At 65.9% G+C, this 3,569-nt stretch carries 5 protein-coding genes and 1 pseudogene; 5 read left to right on the top strand and 1 reads right to left on the bottom strand.

Translation table 11 applies throughout. The features are described 5' to 3' along the window. Positions 1-121 precede the first annotated feature (121 nt). On the top strand, positions 122-304 hold the full coding sequence (locus MKK75_RS03745; protein ID WP_244041291.1) for a hypothetical protein: 183 nt from the start codon (positions 122-124) through the stop codon (positions 302-304). A 151-nt stretch (positions 305-455) separates the two neighbouring features. Continuing rightward, a pseudogene (locus tag MKK75_RS03740) lies at positions 456-1,229 on the top strand (prohibitin family protein); the annotation flags it as partial. Between the two features lie 181 nt (positions 1,230-1,410). Here MKK75_RS03740 and MKK75_RS03735 read toward each other — a convergent pair. Next, positions 1,411-1,899: a hypothetical protein gene (locus MKK75_RS03735; protein WP_244041289.1), complete on the bottom strand. Its 489-nt coding sequence runs from the start codon at positions 1,897-1,899 to the stop codon at positions 1,411-1,413. A 368-nt stretch (positions 1,900-2,267) separates the two neighbouring features. Here MKK75_RS03735 and MKK75_RS03730 point away from each other — a divergent pair, with 368 nt between their 5' ends. From MKK75_RS03730 to MKK75_RS03720, 3 genes are read left to right on the top strand one after another with little or no spacing between them, the layout of a single operon-like run. After that, complete coding sequence (locus MKK75_RS03730) at positions 2,268-2,687, top strand: DUF5681 domain-containing protein (protein ID WP_244041288.1); 420 nt, start codon at positions 2,268-2,270, stop codon at positions 2,685-2,687. After that, positions 2,684-3,289 carry a hypothetical protein gene (locus MKK75_RS03725; RefSeq protein WP_244041287.1) on the top strand — a complete coding sequence of 202 codons (606 nt, stop codon included), beginning with the start codon at positions 2,684-2,686 and terminating at the stop codon, positions 3,287-3,289. The genes MKK75_RS03730 and MKK75_RS03725 overlap by 4 nt, the downstream gene beginning before the upstream one ends. Beyond that, complete coding sequence (locus MKK75_RS03720) at positions 3,286-3,513, top strand: hypothetical protein (RefSeq protein ID WP_244041286.1); 228 nt, start codon at positions 3,286-3,288, stop codon at positions 3,511-3,513. The genes MKK75_RS03725 and MKK75_RS03720 overlap by 4 nt, the downstream gene beginning before the upstream one ends. Positions 3,514-3,569 lie beyond the last annotated feature (56 nt).

The raw sequence follows: 3,569 nt of genomic DNA, 5'->3' as shown, positions 1-3,569 counted from the left end.
AGGACCTATCGGGTAGAGCGCCCGTTGCTCCTGCGGATCCGCAATTGTGGATCAGCGAGGTTTTTAGGTGGCAGAACGGCATTCGAGTCAGAATGGTCAGCATGGTGGCCCCGATTTACCGATGTTCTACGGGGTGATTGGCAGTGCAGGACTGATGCTGGCAGCGCTGACCATGTTGATGGCCGGCCAGGTGGCGAACTCCCACCTGACAACGGCCAGCTATCAGACGAACGCTTCGGCGCTCTCCGACAGCGCGATGGTTGTGCGCGGTGGATCGCCCTCCGTGCGCGGCGTCACGCCCTGATGGGGAGCACACGGCATGATCATCGGCATGCTGCGGAAATCTGCCGTGAACACGGCTGGGGAATTGGGACCTGTCTCGTCGGTGACGGCGGCTATGGTGCAACCGTCATCGAGATCACCGCGCTCAGCGACATTGTTACACGGTCGACCAGCGCGAGCGAGTGGTGTTGCTCACGAACGGCGCCGTGGTCGGCGAGGCGGATCCTGGCCTGCACTGGAAACTGCCGTTCGTTCAGACGGCCGTGTCGATCAGCGTCGAGTCCCACCGGGTCGAGTTCGACAAGATGGAGGCCTACTCGCGCGATCAGCAGCCCGCGGTGATGAAGCTGTCCGTGCTCTACCACGTGCCAACCGACCGGGTGTCGGAGGTCTACAGCCGGTTCACGTCGACCGCGAACTTGGAGGACCGCGTCGTCGAGCCGAAGGTGCTGGAGCAGTCCAAGAACGTGTTTGGCCAGTTCGACGCGGTGACGGCCGTGCAGGATCGGGTTCGGCTTAACGCGCAGATGGCCAGCGCCATCCACGAGGCGATCGGCGGCATGAACGCGCCCATCGTGATCGAGGCCGTGCAGATCGAGGATATTCAGTTCTCGCCGGAGTACATGCGGTCCATCGAACAGCGAATGCAGGCTTCCGTCGAGGTCGACCGGCTCAAGCAGAATGCGCTCCGCGAGAAGGTCCAGGCCGAGATCGTCGGCACAAAAGCCGGCGCCGAGGCGAATGCGATCCGGCAGCGCGCTCAAGCTGAGGCCGATGCGACGAAGCTGCGGGGTGACGCGGAGGCGAGCGCAATCCGGGCTCGGGCAGAAGCGCTCGGCTCGAACCCCGGCCTCGTGGCACTCACCCAGGCAGAGCGCTGGGATGGCAAGCTACCGACCACGATGGTGCCGGGCGGCACGATGCCGATGATGAACGTGGGTAAATAGCCGTGATGGAAGTGTCAGTTCCATCGTCCGCCTCGCGCCGAGCGGCACGCCGTGATCCGCACCCTCGTCGCCGACGGTCTCGCCGATCGCGAGATGGCGAGCCGGTCGGCTTCACTGTCGACCGTCTCGGCTGTGATGGCTGAGACTGAGAGGGCAGCACATGACCGACCACACGTTGGTCTCACCGGTAAGGTCGTCGCGGCCTGATGCAGAGCAGCCAGACGATCAGCGCGAAAGCGGCGCCACCCACGGCGGACGCGCAGATGAAGCCGGTCTCGACACGTGGCGTGACCCCGAACACGATGAGGCCCACCAGGGCGCCCGGTACGATGCCGATGGCTGTTGTCGAGGGCAACCCTGCATTGAGCTTGCGTGCAGCCCAGCTCGTGGCAGGCAACGTGATCAGCAACGTCGGGCTGATCAGAACGGCCCCCCACAGCCCGAGGAGAGCGGTCACCACCGGGGCTGTCCAAAGAACTTCGAATGCTCGGCTCCAAGTCGCGCCCGTAAATACCACCATCCCTTGCGTCTGGAGGTCGTTGACGAAGCCGGCGAGCATCGTCGACGCGCAGAAGCAGTAGGCGGCGGCATAGTGCCCGAGCAGGCCAGCCAGCAGGATGCGGCGGCTCGACGGGCGCCAATCGGATCGAAACAGGTACCGCTCGCTCATGGAGGCCTGCCGCGACGGCGAGAGCTCTGCGTACCGTCCAAGATCAATCATAGCTGCCCCGGAGTTACCAAGGGCATTATTAAGCCGGACAATGAACTGGAGCGCCTCCATTGGTACGCGCCGACCGGTACCACTGCCCCGGTTCTAGGCGGACGCGCGGGCGGCCCTGATGTACCGCCCCGTCTACCCCGCGAGACTGCCCGAGCCGCCGCAGCATCGCCCGGTGAAGCGCCTCCGTCTCCCTGCAGGTCGATGTTCGTGGTCCGCACCATGCGAAAGAGACGGTCGTGAAATCTCATAGCTGATGCTATACATCCGACCTGTTTTTCGCCTGTTGTTTACAGGTCGCTCGCCCGAAAGCTTGACCGATGCCGAGAGAGGACAGCCAGTTCGAGGAAGGCCGCAGCGGCAACCCCGCTGGCCGCCCCCGCGGTTCGCGCAATCGCTCTACGCTGGCCCTGGAGGCCATCTTCGAGGGCGAGGCGGAGGCCCTGTCCCGCCGTGCGATTGCCATGGCGCTAGACGGCGACGGGCCGGCGATGAAGCTGTGCCTCGACCGCCTGCTGTCCCCGCGCCGCGACCGGTCCATCTCTTTCGACCTGCCGACGATCGAGAGCGCGGCCGATCTGCCCAAGGCGACGGAGGCCATGCTGCGAGCCGTAGCCTCCGGTGAGATCACGCCCAGCGAGGCCGCCGACATCGGCAAGGCGGTGTCCGCCCACATCGAGGCGATCACGGCCGCCCAGATGGCGGAACGGCTCGCCCGCCTGGAGGAAGCCAATGGATGAGCGCCAACCTCGCCAGCCTCGAGCGCCGCCTGCGGAAGCTGGAGGAGTGCCGTACCGGTAGCGCCGCCATCTACCTCGCGTGGGGCATCACCCGCGCCAAAGCCAACGGCGCTCTGCAACACGCACGAGACATCGGCACCGTCGCGCCCCGAGACGAGGCCGTTGCATTGGTCTGGCCCGACGACACGCCAGCACCGCTCTCCCGCTGGGTGCTGCTCGGCCGGAAGCACGAGGAGAAGTTCGCCGACCGCGAGCTGGAGATCCTGATCGAGACCTTCGAGATCGAGGCAGTGCGACGCGAACGTGCAGCAGCGGCAGCCAAGGGCGAGGATCTATCTGACCTCGACGATACGGACGTGCGCATCCGCATCATGCGCCGTGAGAGCCGCGATCTGACCGGCGACCTCCGAATGCTCGCTATCCGCAAGAACCCCCACGTCAAGACGCACTGGGCCGCTCCTGGCACCGGCCTAGTCCGAGCGTGCGAATGCCCGACATGCCTCACCGGCGAGACCGCGCCGCATGTGCAGTACCCCATTCATCGCGCCAAATTTCAGGCTTGGCTCGATCGCTACGTGCCGAATGATGGGTTGTTCGCATGAGCCTCGCTGACATCCGCCGCCGCCTGGACCGCATCGAACGCATCCGGGGTGGCCGCGATCCCGCCGTGATGCCCCGTGCGGCCGTCCTATACGCCGCCCCTGGCGAGGACACCGCCCCGCGGCTCGCCGACATGATCGGGCGAGGCGAGCACCGCCGCGGCTGGCCGGTCCTGACGATCCGCGCGGACTGGCCTGTCCTGCGCCATCCTGGAGCTAGACCATGAGCCTCATCGACCTCGAACGCCGCCTCGCCCGCCTGGAGGCCGCGCGCCACACCGGT

The sequence above is a fragment of the Methylobacterium sp. J-030 genome, from assembly GCF_022829545.1.
GTDB lineage: Bacteria > Pseudomonadota > Alphaproteobacteria > Rhizobiales > Beijerinckiaceae > Methylobacterium.
This window is presented reverse-complemented; position numbering and strand designations above follow the sequence as displayed.